We start from the raw sequence: 15,907 nt of genomic DNA on the forward strand, positions 1-15,907 counted from the left end.
GGTCGCTGCCAGCCTTTGCGCCTGTCGCCCTGTAGAAATGTTCAACCCAACGAGTGCAAGTCAGCCGTCGACCGGTCAATACCGATCCACTGTGGGGACAAGCGTAGACCCGAATGGCAGGAGGGGAAAGTTGTGCTTTGGAAGGGTGCGACACTTGGTCGCGTAACGGGGTAGAGCTGCCGCCCCAGGGCGGGGCGGCAGTTAACGGTTATTGAGCTTGGCTTTCTGGCTTGGCGCCATCAGCGTTATGGGACAGGCTGTAAACGTAGGCGGCGAGCAGGTGCACCTTGTCATTACCTTGCAGCACTTCCTGGGCCGGCATCTGGCCTTGGCGGCCGTGGCGAATAGTTTGCTGCAACTGCGCCAGGCTGGTGCCGTAGATATAGCCACTTGGCAGGGTCAGGTTGGGCGCGCCCATGGCTTCCATGCCCTGGCCTTGCGGACCGTGGCAGGCAACACAGGTGGTGCTGAACGTGGCTTGGCCGGCGGCCAGGTCGGCAGCGCTGTCGGCCGGCAGTGGCAGCTTGGCCAGTTCATGGCGTACATAGGCGGCGACGTTTTTCACCCCCTCGTCACCCAGCATGTCACCCCAGGCCGGCATCGCCGCATGGCGACCGTTCATGATGGTGGTCTTGATTGCTTCGGCCGAACCGCCCCAGCGCCAGATGTTGTCCGCCAGGTTCGGGAAGCCAAACGCGCCCTTGGCATCCGAGCCGTGGCACACCGCGCAGTTGGACGCGAACAGGCGTCCGCCCATTTTCAGCGCTTGTGGATCTTTTGCGACGGCTTCCACCGGCATGGCCGAGAATTTGGCGAAGATCGGCCCGAACTTGGTGTCGGCCTTAGCCATTTCCTTGTCCCACTCCTTGGCCGATGTCCAGCCGCCTTCATAGCCTGGCAGCACGCCTTTCCAGTTGCCCAGGCCCGGGTAGAGGATCAGGTAGCCGACGGCAAACACCAAGGTGCCGGCGAACAGCATGAACCACCACTGGGGCAGCGGGTTGTCGTATTCCTCAATGCCGTCGAAGGCGTGGCCCATGGTCTGGTCGACACTGCCCTTGGTCTCGCCCTTGCGGGTGCCAAACAACAGCCAGGTCAGGCCGATCAGGCTGCCGAGGGTCAGTACGCAGATCCATGTACTCCAAAAGGTAGTCATGGCCGGTTGCTCCTTGTTACAGGCTCTTCTTGAGCGTCGGATGGAGAGGGTTCGTCGGCAAACGGCAGCAGGCGCGCCTGCTCGAATTCCTCATTGCGCCGGTTGTTGAACACCCACAGCGACAAGCCGATAAACGCGATAGCGACGACCAGCGTGCCGAGGCCGCGGATGGTGCCCGCATCGAATTCAAATCCCATGGCTCACCTCTTGCTCTTGATGGCAGTGCCGAGCACTTGCAGGTACGAAACCAGTGCATCCATCTCGGTCTTGCCCTTGAGGCTGGCCACGGCGCCACTGATGTCGTCGTCGGTGTAGGGCACGCCGAGGGTGCGCATCACTTTCAACTTGGTCTCGGTGTGGCTGCTGTCGACAGCGGCGGTCACCAGCCATGGGTAGGCCGGCATTTTCGACTCGGGCACGACGTTGCGCGGGTTGTACAAATGCGCGCGGTGCCAGTCGTCCGAGTAGCGCGCGCCGACGCGGGCCAGGTCCGGCCCGGTGCGCTTGGAGCCCCACAGGAACGGGTGGTCCCACACGCTTTCACCGGCGACCGAGTAGTGGCCGTAGCGTTCGGTCTCGGCGCGGAATGGGCGGATCATTTGCGAGTGGCACTGTACGCAGCCTTCGCGGATGTAGATGTCGCGACCTTCCAGTTGCAGCGCGGTATAGGGCTTCATGCCTTCCACCGGTTTGTTGGTGACGTCCTGGAAGAACAGCGGGACGATCTGGGTCAGGCCGCCGATACTCACGGCCAGTACCATGAGCAGCATCAGCAGGCCGACGTTCTTTTCAATCGTTTCGTGTTTCATCATCGACTCCTCAGGCCATCTGCGCCGCAGCGGCGACTTCGGCAGGTTGTGCCGAACGCACGGTGCGCCAAGTGTTGTAAGCCATCAGGAACATGCCGCTGAGGAAGATGGCGCCGCCGACCAACCGCACGATGAAGCCTGGGTGGCTGGCCACCAGGGTTTCGACGAAGGAGTAGGTCAAGGTGCCGTCTTCGTTGACCGCACGCCACATCAGGCCCTGGGCGATGCCGTTGACCCACATCGAGGCGATGTAGAGCACGGTGCCGATGGTGGCCAGCCAGAAGTGCGCGTTGATCAGGCCGAGGCTGTACATCTGCTCGCGACCGAAGATTTTCGGGATCATGTGGTACAGCGCGCCGATGGAGATCATCGCTACCCAGCCGAGGGCGCCGGCGTGTACGTGGCCAATGGTCCAGTCGGTGTAGTGGGAGAGGGCGTTGACCGTCTTGATCGCCATCATCGGACCTTCGAAGGTCGACATGCCGTAGAACGCCAGCGAAACCACGAGGAAGCGCAGGATCGGGTCGCTGCGCAGCTTATGCCAGGCGCCCGACAGGGTCATCATGCCGTTGATCATGCCGCCCCAGCTTGGCGCCAGCAGGACCAGCGACATCACCATGCCCAACGACTGTGCCCAGTCCGGCAGCGCGGTGTAGTGCAGGTGGTGAGGACCGGCCCAGATGTACAGGGTGATCAGTGCCCAGAAGTGCACGATCGACAGGCGATAGGAATACACCGGACGCTCGGCTTGCTTGGGTACGAAGTAATACATCATCCCCAGGAAGCCAGCGGTCAGGAAGAAGCCTACCGCGTTATGCCCATACCACCACTGCACCATGGCATCCGTCGCACCGCCGTACAGCGAGTAGGACTTGGTCAGGCTGACCGGGATTTCCAGGTTGTTGACGATATGCAGGATCGCGACGGTGATGATGAACGCACCGAAGAACCAGTTGCCGACGTAGATGTGCTTGGTGTTGCGCTTGGCCACGGTGCCGAAGAACACAATGGCGTAGGCCACCCAGACAATGGTGATCAGGATGTCGATCGGCCATTCCAGCTCAGCGTATTCCTTGGAGCTGGTGTAGCCCAGCGGCAAGGAGATCGCGGCGAGCAGGATCACCAGTTGCCAGCCCCAGAAGCAGAACGCGGCGATTTTCGGCGCGAACAGCTGGGTCTGGCAGGTGCGCTGCACGGAGTAGAAGGAACTGGCGAACAACGCGCAGCCACCGAAGGCAAAGATCACCGCGTTGGTGTGCAACGGGCGCAAGCGGCCGAAGCTGGTCCAGGGTAAGTCGAAGTTGAGCGCAGGCCATACCAATTGGGCGGCGAGAAAAACCCCGAGCCCCATGCCGACGATGCCCCACACCACCGTCATAATGGCGAATTGGCGGACCACCTTGTAGTTATAGGCGGTACTTAATGTAGTGTTCATGGTTCCCCATCCACGGTTCAACCCAAGCGAATGCGGCACTTGGGCTGGAGTTATAGGCAGACTGAATAGCGAGGCAAGCATGAGCAAAGAGCACAAGGCCAGTATTGACGGGGATCAATGGGCGCAGTGTGTGCGGGAACACGGCTGGTTGTGGGACGCCGCGGCAGAGGGAGATCGGCGTGAGCCTGTCACCCTGATTCTGGCCCACGGCGCCGGCGCACCGATGGACTCGACGTTCATGACCGACATGGCTGCACGCCTTGCCCTGCATGGGGTGAACGTGTTGCGCTTCGAGTTTCCCTATATGGCCCAGCGGCGCGTAGAGGGCGGCAAACGCCCGCCGAACCCGGCCGCCAAACTGTTGCAGGCATGGCGTGAGGTGCATGCCGAGGTGCGACGCCATGTCGCTGGAACACTGGCCATCGGTGGCAAGTCCATGGGCGGGCGCATGGCCAGTCTGGTGGCCGATGAACTGGGCGTCGATGGGTTGGTATGCCTGGGGTATCCGTTCTATGCGGTGGGCAAGCCGGAGAAGCCCCGGGTCGAGCATCTGGCCGGGCTGCAGACGCCGACGTTGATCGTGCAGGGCGAGCGCGATGCCTTGGGTAATCGAGTGGCGGTAGAAGGCTATGATTTGTCGCCGAGCATCGAGGTAATGTGGCTGGTGGCGGGGGACCATGACTTGAAGCCGTTGAAGGCTTCGGGGTTCAGTCATGAGCAGCATCTGGAGGCTGCGGCGGTGCAGGTTGCCCGGTTTCTCGGAGCCCTCTAGGGCCCTATCGGGGGCAAGCCCCCTCCCACACTCGACTGCGTTCCAAGGGGTGTACGCGGTAAATGTGGGAGGGGGCTTGCCCCCGATAGCGGTCTAGCGGTTAAACCGCTCGACCAGCGAGTACTGGGTATTGGCGGTATGCGTCAATTCCTCACTCAACTGCGCCGAGTTCAACGCCTGTTCCGAAGTCTGGTCCGCCAACAGCGCAATGGTGCTGATGTTGCGGCTGATCTCTTCGGCTACCGAGCTTTGCTCTTCGGTGGCGGCCGCAATCTGGGTGGTCATGTCGGTGATGTTGGCCACTGCTTCGCTGATGCCGACCAACGCCTGATCCGCTTCCATCACCCGCGCCACCCCTTCTTCGGCCTGGCGATGCCCGGCGTCCATGGTTTGCACGGCGGCGGCAGCGGTTTGTTGCAGCTTGGCGATCAAGGCATGGATCTGCCCGGTCGACTCGGCGGTGCGCTGGGCCAGTTGACGGACCTCGTCGGCCACGACTGCGAAGCCACGGCCCATCTCCCCGGCACGCGCGGCTTCGATCGCCGCGTTCAGCGCCAGCAAGTTGGTCTGATCGGCGATGCCTTTGATCACATCGACGACACCGCCGATTTCATCGCTGTCCTTGGCCAGTTGGGTAACGGTCACCCCGGTTTCGCCCACGGCCAGCGACAGACGCTGAATGGCCTCGCGGGTTTCCCCGGCGATATCGCGGCCACGACCGGTCAGGCGATTGGCTTCCTGGGTCGCATCCGCCGTGCGCTGCACATGGTTGGCAACTTCCTGGGTGGTCGCCGCCATCTGGTTGACCGCGGTGGCCACCTGTTCGGTTTCCACGCGCTGGCGTTCCAGGCCGCTGGAGCTGTTATGCGCCAGGGTGTTGGACTGCGCCGCCTGGTCGTTGAGGTGTTCAGCCGTGTCCTGCAGACGCGTGAGGCAGGTTTTCAGGCGGGCTTCCTGGCTGAGGATCGACATTTCCAGTCGCGCCTGGGCGCCACGGCTGTCGGTGTACATCTGCGCGATCAGCGGGTCTGAGGTGGTCTGCTCGGCCAGGCGCAGCAGGCGCTTGAGGCCACGCTGTTGCCAACTCAGGCCCAGCAGGCCCAAGGGCACCGACAGCCCCGCCGCCAGGGCAAAGCCCCAGTGGGAATTCAGCGACGCACCGATCATGAAGCTCAACTGGCTGATCAGGATAAACGGCAGCCAGTCCTGCAACACCGGCAGCCATTTGTCCCGCTGGGGAACGGCAGACTTGCCCTGGTTGATGCGTTGATAGAGCGCTTCGGCCCGGCGGATCTGCTCGGCGGTGGGCTTGATGCGCACCGACTCGTAGCCGACCACCTGGTTGCCGTCGAAAACCGGCGTCACATAGGCGTTAACCCAGTAGTGATCACCGGTCTTGCAGCGATTCTTGACAATGCCCATCCATGGCAAGCCTTGTTTGAGCGTTGACCACATGTGCCCGAATACGGCCGCCGGAACGTCCGGGTGACGAACCAGGTTGTGCGGGGCACGCACCAGTTCATCGCGGGAGAACCCACTGATTTCGACGAAAGCGTCGTTGCAGTAGGTGATCACGCCCTTGGCATCTGTGGTGGAGATCAACCGTTGCTGAGCGGGGAAGGTACGTTCGCGCTGGGTAACGGGTTGGTTATTACGCATGATTGTTCAATCCGCAAGGCTTTCAGGGAGTATCGGCAGGAGCGGGCGCTTATTTAACTTATTTTTGCAACAATCCGCAGGAACGCCTTGCCTCCGGTAGACATCAGCCAGCCAGCATCGGATAAGTAAACAACCCGAAGTGAAGCAGGTTCAGCCCAAAGTGCGTGGCAATCGCCGCACCCAGCCCACCAAAGCGATAAGCCAGGCCGTAACCCACACCGGCAATGCTTGCCAGCAACACCCATTGCCAGCCCGCGCCCAGGTGCACCAGCCCGAACAGCAGCGAGGCCAGCAGCAGTGCCAGGTTCTCGCCGTAGGGCAGGTGCTTGAAGCGCTGTTGCAGGCCGCCCTGAATGTAGCCGCGAAACAACGCCTCTTCCACCAAGGTCACCAACAACAGGTTATTCAATACCCACAACCACGCCTGCACCGGCCATTTCGGCGCCCAACTGATGACGCCCAGCAAGGCTGCGCCGCCGAGGGCGGCAATCGCGGTCAGGGCCAAGGCCAGGGCCGTGACGCAGATCGACAGGCGCAAGGAGCGTCGCGCCACCACCCACGGGCAGGCCAGTAACAGCCAGAAGCCGATCAGCGGTTTGTCCTGGTTCAGGTACATCGAGAAGGGCACCGCGTCGGGGGTAAAGCGTTGCGGCTCGATGGCGCGCCCGTTGTAGAAGCCCGGTAGCCAGTGCATCGCCAGGCTCAGGGCCAGCACAATGAACAAACCATGGCCGATGTAGCGTGCCCAAGGCGTGCGCTGCTGGCGCACGGCATAACCGGCAATCAGCAGCAGGGCGACGGACACCAGCGCCAGCACGCCCAGTTGCCCATAGGCCAAGGCCAGCACATAGCCGATGGAAAGAAGCGCCAGGTACAGCCAGGGCAATGCGAGCATGGGGAGTCCTTGGAAAAAACTGGACGGCATTATAGCGATCGTCCCCTGCGGGCCACATGAAAACTGTGCCACGCAAGGGCGTTGGTGAAGTGATTGCAAAACGTATCAACGGCTGGTTATAGTCAGGCCTTCTTCATCCCTCCATACAAGATCAGCCCATGCCAGCTCTCCAGCGCATAGCGGTAGTCGATTCAGCGGTCAACGCTGTGGTCGTACCGTGCGGGAACAAGCAGCCTGCGCAGATCAGTCACTACCCCCCACCTGTCAGTCGCACGCCGGTGTACGCAGTCGTATCACCGCCGGGTGTTGGCATTTCGGGCTGATCAGCGACTCGCTGTCCCCGTCTGCACGCCTGAAAAAACTCCAGAACTTCAGCCTTTGCTGAGTCGGCTTTTTTTGCCTGATTACAGGTGGTAACCATGTCTGTTCTTTCGAAACAATCCGTGGCCGCGGCGGCCTCGACGAGCCTGTTTGTCCTGCTGTGGAGCAGCGGGGCGATCTTCTCCAAGCTGGGCCTGGCCCATGCGTCGCCCTTCGCCTTCTTATTGATCCGTTTTGCCATCGCCCTGCTCGGTCTGGTGATCCTCGTACCGATGCTCAAGCTGCAACTGCCGCGCCCCGGCAAACCGCTGTGGTATGCAGCGGCGACCGGCCTGGTGTTGTTGGGGGCCTACCAGATTTTCTATCTGCTGGCCCTGGACCTCAACGTCACCCCCGGCGTGATGGCGACCCTCATGGGCGTGCAGCCGATCCTGACCGTGGCGCTGACGGAGCGCCAGCGTTCCGGGCGCCGCCTGTTCGGCCTTGGCCTCGGGTTGGCGGGGTTGATCATGGTGGTGTACCAGGGTATCGGGCTGGCGGGGATGTCCCTGGCCGGGATGCTCTTCGGCCTGCTGGCCCTGGCGAGCATGACCTTCGGCTCAATCATGCAAAAACGCATTACCGACAACCCTTTGGGCACGCTGCCGCTGCAGTACCTGGCCGGGCTGCTGTTGTGCGCGGTATTCGTGCCGTTCCAGCCGTTCCACTTCGAACAGAATGCCGGCTTTTACCTGCCGGTATTGTGGATGGGGCTGGTGGTGTCGGTGCTGGCGACGTTGCTGCTGTACCGCCTGATCGCGCGGGGCAACCTGGTCAATGTCACCAGCCTGTTCTACCTGGTGCCGGCGGTGACGGCGGTGATGGATTACCTGATCTTCGGCAATCGGCTGGCGTTGTTGAGCCTGCTGGGGATGGGGTTGATCATCGTTGGGTTGGTGTTTGTGTTCCGTAAAGGCTAGGTGATGGCACTGCCCTCCTTCGTGGCTGCCAACGGAGGAGGGCGGGCTGCGCAAAGGGTTATTGCTGAGAGAGAGCGGTTGCAAGGGTGTCCGCCATACGTTTCACATATTCGCGTAGTTCAGGCACGGCTGTCGCCTCCCAGTCACGGGCTTGGAGGAGAGGGCCAACATAATACAACCATCGTGATTCCACTCCATTGTGATCCACCAGTGCTCCGGAGGGCGCGATCTCCATGCCTATTCCGAGTGCATCGGGTTTCAACTGGCCCCTAGTTCGCAGCGACGCAAGCAATGGGTCGTCCAGTTGTCGAATATCGAATGCTGGAGTCGTGCAATTGATCACGGCCTTAACCTCAATAGTGTCCTCGTTCTTTGCGCCACGGCGCCGCAGATGAACGGTGACACTTTCTGATCCGGACTCGTAGCCTGTCACGCGTCCGGCGAAGAGCTTGAGCTTGCCACGTTGAATCTCAGCCAGCATGCGGGCGCCTGACTGCGGGGCGCAGCGGTGACGATGGGTGTCCCAGTATGGGCGAACGTGACGAAGGAAGCGCTGACGTTCAACAATGGGCAGTGCGTGCCACAACTGTGCTGTTGCTGATCGTAGCCCGCCAATCACGTCTCTCCAGTCATCTCCCTTGCAGGTCTGCAGCTTTATCGCATTGCGAACTGCCCTGACATAATGACGAGTTGTGCAGTTCGTGAGCATTTGCTGGGTAAGTTGCCCATCATAGTGGGGGTGTGAGTTCAATATTCGATGGGGTTGAGGAGCGAGGCCGCGACGAGAAATCACATAAATCATCCCCTGATGCCCGCGGTCGCGTAGGTCAAGTACTACGTCCAGCATGGTCAGTCCGCTGCCAATAAGCAGTACGGCAGCATTGGCGTCAATACTAGCTAAGGCGTCGGGTTGCCATGGATCGTGCAGATACCGAGGGTCTTCGTAAAATAATCTGTGTGCCGCTGCACTTGATGGTTGTTGACGAGCGCAACTGCCGGTGCTCAGGACGATATGGTCAGCGTAAAGAGAGTCACCGTTTTTCATCAGCAGGTGAGCCCTATGGCGTTCGGTGTCATATGAAACTTCCACGACCTCGCCTGTGACATTGCGTAGCTCGCTTCCTGGAGCTGCATTCTTCGACGCATCGTTCAATAAGGTTTCAAGGTAGTCGCCATAGAGTTGCCTCTGAACAAAAGACCCTGGGGTGACCTCGGGAGCATAGCGCTTGGCGAACTCATAAAAGCCGTCGCTCTCATCGTTGGTCAGGGCATTCATCCTGCCTGCCGGTACGTTCAGTACGTGTGATGAGGTACGCGTACCATAAGCGACGCCACGAGCCATGGCGCCGGGCGGGCTGATCAGCAAGATTCTAACGGGGGCGGCCAATGAGCTGCGCAATAAATGAACAGCTAACGTGGAGCCGCAGAAACCTGCGCCAATGATTGCGATGGTTTTGATCTTCATCCTTGCTCCTGCTTGGATAGGGCGTTTCATTCCATTTTGACAATCAGTCGCAGTCAAATTTGGTGGCGTGTGCGTTGAGTAAGGCGCAAATCAAGAAGCCGGAAAACGGGCCTCATATTGGAGTGGATTTGGATGTTACTCCAATGCCTGATTGGGTGCTTTCAGGATTGTTGATGTGAGTCGCTTGGTCCCAAGGACTGATGGCAATTAAGTATTACTGCTATTCGTGCATCGAATAAGTAATACAGGTTTAAGTAATGTTTTCCTCTATAAAAATAATGAACTTTCTTATAAGGCGAAATTCAGGGGTGCAGTATTTGTTGCTTTGCGTTATGTCAATCTCATGACTGTGTCAAAAAAATCGCTTGCTAGTGGCTTGTCGCCGCCGAGATTCAAGATTTTTCCCTGCAGTTATTAGGAAATTTCAGCTTTCTTTGTAGGCTTTAGCGTCAGTGCGGCCGCGCGCTTGGCTTCAAGGCATGCGCTCTCTGTTACGAAACTGATCATTGGTCACTGAGTTGGATTGTACCCACGGAAAATAGCTGTAATACTTATTGCTTTATAAGGGCGTATATCCCCTGTTCCCTACAGGGTGTTCAGTTCTTCGCGATGGGATATTAGTGTCTATTCTTACAGTGTGTAGTCCTTCTCGCCTGCAATCGCGTGATCCTCGCGGAGCAAGAGTTGTGGTGTTGATGTGCACCTACAACGGCGAGTCATTTCTGGCTGAGCAGCTCGACTCGTTTGAGCGGCAGACTCATTCCAATTGGTCCCTGGTGGTGTCTGATGATGGGTCCATGGACGGCACTCTTGCGGTTTTGGAGGGGTATCGTAATCGTTGGGAGCAGGACCGACTGCTGATGCTGGAGGGACCAAAAAAAGGGTTCGCCGCCAATTTTCTCTCGCTGACGTCTCGAGCAGATATTGATGCCGACTTTTTTGCATGGTCGGACCAGGACGATATTTGGAATGATGACAAGTTAGAAGTGGCTCTGGCTTGGCTGCAGACAGTACCCGCTCATAGGCCTGCGCTTTATTGTGGTCGCACCCAATTAATTGGTGAAACTGGCGTTCATCTTGGGTACTCGCCCCATTTTAGACTCTCGCCAGGTTTTAGTAATGCGTTGGTTCAAAGCATCGCAGGGGGCAATACGATGGTCTTCAACCGGGCTGCCCGCACGCTGCTGTGCGAAGCCGGCCCTGAGCTGCAGGTACCTGCTCACGACTGGTGGTTATATCAACTGATCTCCGGTGTGGGGGGGGTTATTCACTACGATCCCGAACCCAAAATGAAATATCGGCAACATGCGGAGAACGTGGTTGGCAGTAATTCCGGCTGGCTTGCCAGGCTGATTCGCTTGCGGATGGTGTTTCAGGGACGTTTTCACGAATGGAATGAACAAAATATACAGGCGCTGGATGCCATGCATCATCGGCTGTCCCCCGATAGCCAGGTGACGCTTACTCACTTCAAGTGGGCGCGCGAGCAAAAAGTTCTTCGCAGGATTTCGGGAATCTGGCTGGCAGGGCTGTACCGGCAAACTCTGCTGGGGAATTTAGGTCTCGTGCTTGCTACCGTCATGAAAAAGATCTGAATCTGTGTGTGTTCAGGGGCATTGGGTTTGTTGGGGCGCGGAGGGGATCATTCATACCTTCACCAGCGCACCACCGCATTTCGCTTCGCGGGCACAGTGCGTCCCTCAGGCATAATTATGAATATTCAGGATCTACAGCAGCTCATTTAAGTCAGTAAAAGGGCCTTTTGGTCTGACTTTTGTCAAAATATCAACAAAATAGAGTTTTTGATAATGTATCCAGTTGACGCGAATGAAAATGTGGTAATCGTGCTGGGTATGCATCGTAGTGGCACCAGCGCCATTGCCGCAGGCCTTGAGCAGTTGGGGCTGGTGATGGGGAGTTCCTTATTTAAAGGCGACGAATGGAATCCCAAGGGCTATTTCGAAGAGCGCGAGATTGTCCAATTCAACGATAGATTGCTTGCCTTGTACGACTGCCGATGGGACTCGCCGTTGCCTCCACTGCTTGAGCGCGATCATCGGTGGGACGCCTGTATTGACGAAGCGATGAGTTTGGTTCGAGTCCTGTTTGACGAAGTACCTGCGTGGGGATTCAAGGATCCGAGAATGTGCCAGCTGGCACCTTTTTGGGGGCAGGTTTTCTCACAATTGGGTATCAAGCCACGGTTGATGATAGTGGTGCGTGATCCAGCTGAGGTTGTGCATTCGCTGGCCCGGCGCGATGGTATTTCCTCGGATCGTGCAGCGTGGCTATGGATGACGCATCTTCTCGGAGCTATGGAATATCTTGATGTTGCCGATGACATCAGATTTTTCGCGTTTGACCATATGCTTAGCCAGCCAGCCACATTTTTATCCGATGTTGCGGGTTGGCTGAATTTAAAACCTGCGTCCGAAACGATTGCTCACTTCGCGCGGGACTTCATCGCTCCAGCACTCTCGCATGGTGCGGGCACCAGGCAAGCGGCTCTTCCGTCGCTTGTGTTGCAAGCCTATGAAAGCGTACGGAGTGCGATCGAGAGAGGACTCACGCCGCGCGCTTTACGCGAGAGTTTCGAGTGGCAGGGCATAATCAGCGAATATCGGCGTGATATCATTCCGACACTGACTTCAGTTCAAAGATTTTTCCAGAATGATCGCCAACTTTCGGTCATGGAGTTGCGTATCAGCGCGTTGAGCAAGGGGTTGGCGTCTGCCGAGAAATTGGCACTCGATCGTCTGGAGGAGATGCAAAAACTCGACACTCAACTTATAGAGACCAGCGATGCTCTGGCTCGCGCCGAGCAAATTGTGCTGCGTCAGCAGGAAGAGCTAAAGCTTAGGGGGGATGCGCGTTCTCGTCCTAACGAATTCGAGTCCCTGGCAGTTGAGCGTTTGAAGCAAGTGCAAAAGCTTGATGGCCAATTGAGTCAGATGAGTGCTGAGCTCGCGCACGCTGAGCAAATCGTATTGGAGCAGCAGGGCGTTCTCATGTCTCAAAACGAGGAGTACGCTCGATTCCGGGAAACTGAGTTGGCTCGATTTCGTGAGATTGAGTTGTTAGCGATTGAGCGTCTGGAGCACATGCAAAAATTGGATGCTCAACTAATTGAGACGAGTGCCGCGCTCGCGCTCGCCGAGCGGGTCGTGAGTGAGCAACAGGATGCATTCAAACGAAAGGATGAGCTGCTGGCACTTTTTGAGGAAACTCAGTTGCTTGCAATTGAGCGCCTGGCACAGATGCAAAAGCTTGATGCTCAGCTCCTTCTGACCAGCGACGCTTTGGCTTATGCCGAAAAGATCGTGATGGAACAGCAGGAAGCGTTAGCGCACGCAAATTTTCAGGCGTCAAGTTCTGATGAGGCCCCAGTGCCTGCCTCGGAGTCTCTGCAAGATGCGCCAAAGCTGGATTTGAAGGTCTAACCGGTGACTTTGGCGAATGTCAAAGAATTTTTGTGATGGTAACTCGATATTGGAACAGATACACATGGATGTAGTGGGTTCTGACGTGCCGCGTCTCAATCAAGCAGAAGTACGGTCAACGACCTTGATCTGCCAAATAGATCATTTCGTTCGTCATCCCCATGGTCTGTTCGGCTTCGGATGGGCGCTGGATCATGAACATAAGATCGTTCAGTCGCACCTGAATATGCTCTTCGCTGATGGGCGGGTCGAGCGTGTTGCCGTGTCGCTGGGCAGGGTGCGCGAAGATGTTGCGTCGGCGTTTCCGGATAATGACCAAGCGGGAAATTCGGGCTTCATGGTTATCGCTGGCTGGGGAGGTGAGCCTCCGGAAAAAGTCGAGTTGGTTTTCGAGATGCAGGATGCAGTGACAGGTCGCCACGAACTCGCTCTGTCTGCGCTCGACACAGCATCCGGAGCAGAAGTGGCAGAGAGCATATATCTCGCCAAGCGCGCCTGGGCTTACTTACGCCGGGGAAACATCAGGACGCTGATCAAAAAGTTCCTCCGGTATCGTGGGCGAAATCCAACGTTAATGAGCCAGGACGAAGTCGCTCTCGCAGCACGTCTGAAGAATCGGCCTTGCCGCTTGTTGATTGATCATTCAATGGGTGGAGGGGCCAATCTCTTTCGCGAGCGTGTGGCGTCTGCCTGGAGTGCAGCCGACGATACCGTGATATTGCTTAGCTTCCGCGTGTCGTCCATGCAGACGTTTGTCGAAGTACGCGACCACAACGGGTCCTATTCGTGCAAGCTGTCGAACTTGAACAGCTTGGTTGAACTGTTGGTGCGTGCAGATCTAAGAGAGGTCTTTTTCAACTGTGCGGTCTCTTTCCCCCAGCCGCAAAATCTTAGAGAGTTTATGCTGGTCTTGAAGCAGCGAACCAAGGCTAGCCTGGTCGTGGCGATACATGAGTATTTTCTTGTCTGCCCGTCGCACTTCCTACTGGACGATAAGGGGCAGTACTGCGGCATACCTTCGATAACACGCTGTCATTCTTGTTTGAATAACCATCCCGATGGATTTGTGTCCCTCGCTGGTGAGCGGTCAATTGTACGTTGGCGCGAAATGTGGGGGGAGTTGCTGAGGTGCGCGGATGAAGTTCGTTGCTTTTCAACGTCGTCTCTTGCCCTGCTTGAGCGGGCTTATCCCGGCATGGGAGCCAGGGCTAAACTGTGTCCTCACTATGTGAAGCCGCTTCGCGAAGTCAGCCTTCCGAAAAAGCCGCAAAAATATCTGACGATTGGGGTGATAGGTTCCATTTCCCATCATAAAGGAGCGGGCGTCCTGGAAAGTCTGGCTGAGGCAATTTGTCAGACGGACGCGCCAGTTCGAATCGTGGTTATTGGAAATCTGGATGCACCTTGTCCTGCGCCGGTGGTGAAGGAAACGGGGCCTTACGCACAGGATGATTTACCCAAAATTGTTGAAAAATATGGGATCAGTATTGCGTTTTTGCCATCAATTTGCCCTGAAACATTTTCCTTTGTCGCCCACGAAATCCTATCGATGAAGTTGCCATTGATCTGTCTGGACTTGGGCGCTCAAGCTGATTTAGTGCGGAGTCTGGATACCGGTTACATCGCAAAGCGACAGGATGGCCCGGGTTTGCTTGAAGATATCCTGGCTTTTGATCGCTTTCTTCACCCTTTAAGTCTTAAGGTTATTTCTTGAAAAAAATACATGTCTATACCAGCGCGGCCTGTAATTACATTCCAAAAGTCCGGGCTTTGGTCGAATCGATTAAAAAATACCATCCTGACTGGGTCGTGCACTTGGCGTTGTCGGATGAAGTACCCGCCGGTCTGGACCTTTCTGCAGAGCCGTTTGATGAAATTCATCCTATCAGCAGCCTCGACATACCGGATGTGAACGGCTGGGCGTTTTGTCACACCATCGTTGAGTTATCGACGGCCATCAAGCCGTTCCTCCTGGCTCGTCTGCTTGATCGTAAAGATTGCTCCGGTGTCATCTACCTTGACCCGGACACCGTATTGTTTTCACCTTTGAATGATGTACTGGAGGCCCTCCAGCATTCAAATATTGCGCTGACGCCTCACCAGGTCACCCCAGAGCCGACATTAGCCGCCATCATGGATAACGAGATCTCCAGCCTGAAGCACGGCATTTACAACCTGGGTTTCCTCGCCGTTGCGCCTACGGAAACAGGCAAGCAGTTTGCTCAGTGGTGGTCGGACCGTCTCTATTATTTCTGTCGCGCTGAAATTCACAATGGATTGTTCACCGATCAACGTTGGATCGATCTGGTACCAGCATTTTTCGAGGGCGTGTGCATCCTTCGAACGTCGCGTCTAAACGTAGCTCCATGGAACATTACTACTCGGCAGATTACTGGTGAGTTGCCAGATAGCGTGATGGTGGACGGCCAGCCTCTTGGCTTCTATCACTTCACTGGTTTTGACAGCGGTGCGCATCGGACCATGGCTTGGAAAAACGCTGCGAACCAACCGACTGCACACGCGCTGATCAAATGGTACGCGGATACGATTGCTGATTTGGGCAAGGACCCTTTAAGCCAAGTACCTTGGGCATTTTCACGTTTTGCCGACGGCACTGTCATTCCCAAGGCCGCACGACTCATTTATCGCGAGCGATTGGATCTGCAACAAGCCTTTCCTGATCCTTTTGCAACTGAAGGTGGTGGTTACCTGGCCTGGTGGGAATCCCAGGGGCGCGTGGAGTTTCCGGCCCTTTTTGATTCTGAATCTTCGGCAGCGGAAATACTTCGGGTGACGTCTGCTTTGACGCCAGGTTATCAGGCGGGTGGCGTTCCGATGGTCTTCAGTTCTAGCCGTGTTCGCGCACATTTGGGACAGGTACTGGACGACCCACGTCACGGTGTATTGTTGGCCAAGCGCGCATGGGAAGTTCTTCGTACGGAAGGTGTTCCCGGTGTTATGAAGCGCATCTCCCGATGATTTTTATCGCTGAACAG

General features: G+C 57.1%; 13 protein-coding genes. 6 read left to right on the plus strand and 7 right to left on the minus strand.

The genetic code is table 11. The features are described from left to right. Positions 1–208 precede the first annotated feature (208 nt). The 4 genes from ccoP to ccoN are packed head-to-tail and all read right to left on the minus strand — an operon-like array spanning position 209 to position 3,400. The gene (gene ccoP, locus A7317_RS21570) at positions 209–1,156 is read right to left on the minus strand and encodes a cytochrome-c oxidase, cbb3-type subunit III (protein ID WP_024076826.1); all 948 of its coding nucleotides are present in this window, start codon (positions 1,154–1,156) and stop codon (positions 209–211) included. Further along, complete coding sequence (locus A7317_RS21575) at positions 1,153–1,353, minus strand: cbb3-type cytochrome oxidase subunit 3 (RefSeq protein ID WP_024076825.1); 201 nt, start codon at positions 1,351–1,353, stop codon at positions 1,153–1,155. The genes ccoP and A7317_RS21575 overlap by 4 nt, the downstream gene beginning before the upstream one ends. A 3-nt stretch (positions 1,354–1,356) precedes the next feature. Further along, a complete protein-coding gene (gene ccoO / locus A7317_RS21580) occupies positions 1,357–1,965 on the minus strand; it encodes a cytochrome-c oxidase, cbb3-type subunit II (protein WP_017735321.1) in 609 nt (202 codons plus the stop codon). A 10-nt stretch (positions 1,966–1,975) separates the two neighbouring features. Then, positions 1,976–3,400 (minus strand): cytochrome-c oxidase, cbb3-type subunit I, encoded by a 1,425-nt coding sequence (gene ccoN / locus A7317_RS21585; RefSeq protein ID WP_024076824.1) that lies wholly within the window; start codon positions 3,398–3,400, stop codon positions 1,976–1,978. A 79-nt stretch (positions 3,401–3,479) separates the two neighbouring features. Between ccoN and A7317_RS21590 the strand changes: the two genes are divergently transcribed. Further along, positions 3,480–4,172, plus strand: a complete 693-nt coding sequence (locus A7317_RS21590; RefSeq protein WP_069076782.1) for an alpha/beta family hydrolase — start codon at positions 3,480–3,482, stop codon at positions 4,170–4,172. A gap of 93 nt (positions 4,173–4,265) precedes the next feature. Here the strand turns inward: A7317_RS21590 and A7317_RS21595 are convergent, their stop codons facing one another. Then, positions 4,266–5,831 carry a methyl-accepting chemotaxis protein gene (locus tag A7317_RS21595; protein ID WP_069076783.1) on the minus strand — a complete coding sequence of 522 codons (1,566 nt, stop codon included), beginning with the start codon at positions 5,829–5,831 and terminating at the stop codon, positions 4,266–4,268. A 103-nt stretch (positions 5,832–5,934) separates the two neighbouring features. Continuing rightward, positions 5,935–6,726: a CPBP family intramembrane glutamic endopeptidase gene (locus A7317_RS21600; protein WP_069076784.1), complete on the minus strand. Its 792-nt coding sequence runs from the start codon at positions 6,724–6,726 to the stop codon at positions 5,935–5,937. 419 nt (positions 6,727–7,145) lie between these two features. Between A7317_RS21600 and A7317_RS21605 the strand changes: the two genes are divergently transcribed. After that, the gene (locus A7317_RS21605; RefSeq protein ID WP_024076820.1) at positions 7,146–8,006 is read left to right on the plus strand and encodes a DMT family transporter; all 861 of its coding nucleotides are present in this window, start codon (positions 7,146–7,148) and stop codon (positions 8,004–8,006) included. Positions 8,007–8,064: 58 nt separating this feature from the next. Here the strand turns inward: A7317_RS21605 and A7317_RS21610 are convergent, their stop codons facing one another. Beyond that, entirely contained in the window at positions 8,065–9,471 is a 1,407-nt protein-coding gene (locus A7317_RS21610; protein WP_069076785.1) for an FAD/NAD(P)-binding protein, read from the minus strand. A 695-nt stretch (positions 9,472–10,166) separates the two neighbouring features. On the opposite strand from A7317_RS21610, the gene A7317_RS21615 reads away from it, so the two are divergent. The 4 genes from A7317_RS21615 to A7317_RS21630 all read left to right on the plus strand — a co-directional run bounded on the left by A7317_RS21615 (position 10,167) and on the right by A7317_RS21630 (position 15,890). After that, positions 10,167–11,066, plus strand: coding sequence for a glycosyltransferase family 2 protein (locus A7317_RS21615; protein ID WP_069076786.1), 900 nt, complete (start codon positions 10,167–10,169; stop codon positions 11,064–11,066). A 213-nt stretch (positions 11,067–11,279) separates the two neighbouring features. After that, positions 11,280–12,911: a hypothetical protein gene (locus A7317_RS21620; protein ID WP_069076787.1), complete on the plus strand. Its 1,632-nt coding sequence runs from the start codon at positions 11,280–11,282 to the stop codon at positions 12,909–12,911. A 64-nt stretch (positions 12,912–12,975) separates the two neighbouring features. Beyond that, positions 12,976–14,625, plus strand: a complete 1,650-nt coding sequence (locus tag A7317_RS30910) for a glycosyltransferase (RefSeq protein WP_172831356.1) — start codon at positions 12,976–12,978, stop codon at positions 14,623–14,625. Further along, positions 14,622–15,890, plus strand: a complete 1,269-nt coding sequence (locus A7317_RS21630) for a glycosyl transferase (RefSeq protein ID WP_069076788.1) — start codon at positions 14,622–14,624, stop codon at positions 15,888–15,890. Before A7317_RS30910 ends, A7317_RS21630 begins: the two co-directional genes overlap by 4 nt. The last annotated feature ends 17 nt before the right edge of the window (positions 15,891–15,907 follow it).

Origin of the sequence: Pseudomonas fluorescens, assembly GCF_001708445.1 — a bacterium.
In the GTDB taxonomy this organism is placed as follows: domain Bacteria; phylum Pseudomonadota; class Gammaproteobacteria; order Pseudomonadales; family Pseudomonadaceae; genus Aquipseudomonas; species Aquipseudomonas gorinensis.

Bases quoted from the DNA above. Each gene is read 5' to 3' on its own strand.
- ccoP (WP_024076826.1), bottom strand. From the start codon at position 1,156: ATGACTACCTTTTGGAGTACATGGATCTGCGTACTGACCCTCGGCAGC.
- A7317_RS21575 (WP_024076825.1), bottom strand. From the start codon at position 1,353: ATGGGATTTGAATTCGATGCGGGCACCATCCGCGGCCTCGGCACGCTG.
- ccoO (WP_017735321.1), bottom strand. From the start codon at position 1,965: ATGAAACACGAAACGATTGAAAAGAACGTCGGCCTGCTGATGCTGCTC.
- ccoN (WP_024076824.1), bottom strand. From the start codon at position 3,400: ATGAACACTACATTAAGTACCGCCTATAACTACAAGGTGGTCCGCCAA.
- A7317_RS21590 (WP_069076782.1), top strand. From the start codon at position 3,480: ATGAGCAAAGAGCACAAGGCCAGTATTGACGGGGATCAATGGGCGCAG.
- A7317_RS21595 (WP_069076783.1), bottom strand. From the start codon at position 5,831: ATGCGTAATAACCAACCCGTTACCCAGCGCGAACGTACCTTCCCCGCT.
- A7317_RS21600 (WP_069076784.1), bottom strand. From the start codon at position 6,726: ATGCTCGCATTGCCCTGGCTGTACCTGGCGCTTCTTTCCATCGGCTAT.
- A7317_RS21605 (WP_024076820.1), top strand. From the start codon at position 7,146: ATGTCTGTTCTTTCGAAACAATCCGTGGCCGCGGCGGCCTCGACGAGC.
- A7317_RS21610 (WP_069076785.1), bottom strand. From the start codon at position 9,471: ATGAAGATCAAAACCATCGCAATCATTGGCGCAGGTTTCTGCGGCTCC.
- A7317_RS21615 (WP_069076786.1), top strand. From the start codon at position 10,167: ATGTGCACCTACAACGGCGAGTCATTTCTGGCTGAGCAGCTCGACTCG.
- A7317_RS21620 (WP_069076787.1), top strand. From the start codon at position 11,280: ATGTATCCAGTTGACGCGAATGAAAATGTGGTAATCGTGCTGGGTATG.
- A7317_RS30910 (WP_172831356.1), top strand. From the start codon at position 12,976: ATGGATGTAGTGGGTTCTGACGTGCCGCGTCTCAATCAAGCAGAAGTA.